Annotated in this window: 1 protein-coding gene; it reads right to left on the reverse strand. The window is 33.5% G+C overall.

Features of this window, described 5'->3' with window-relative positions:
* Window positions 1-31: 31 nt before the first annotated feature.
* A partial coding sequence (locus A6E03_RS20385; RefSeq protein ID WP_218060163.1) for a hypothetical protein occupies window positions 32-534 on the reverse strand: 503 nt, incomplete at its 5' end.

A 534-nucleotide genomic window follows, 5' to 3' on the forward strand; every position in this document is an offset into this window, starting at 1 on the left:
TGTAGCAAATCGTGTTGATGCGATTGTTATGTCAATATCTATGTGTAGATAAATATACCCACACCGAGATGATAATTATTAACGGCATATAAAATATGAGAACCAACCAAGAATACTTCTCTTTATTATCCATTCTATTTTTTAATAGCTTAGAAAACCTCATGCTTCCATAGCTAAGTAATACGAATGAAATTAGCCAAACAATAAGAAGCACAACATCTTCACCTAAAAAAGTTATAACCTTTTTAGGTACTAGATACATTAATAAAAAAAACAACGCTACAACATATGGGATAGAAGCAACTGGTGGGCGAGCACCGTATCCATAAAAAAAAGTATATACAAGTCGATGAGGCAAGTTTTTGAATTTACTTTTTACTTTTTGCTCTAACGAAGGATTACACAATGAACAAATAGGTCTACACAACCCTCTCTTAGTATAATATTTTTTATGACTTGGTTTATCAGACCATCCACACTCCGAACATTTGTGGCTCACCATTACCTCCTTTTGACATAACGCTGGCATAACAC

Source organism: Aliivibrio sp. 1S128 (genome assembly GCF_001691065.1).
Taxonomy (GTDB): Bacteria; Pseudomonadota; Gammaproteobacteria; order Enterobacterales; family Vibrionaceae; genus Aliivibrio.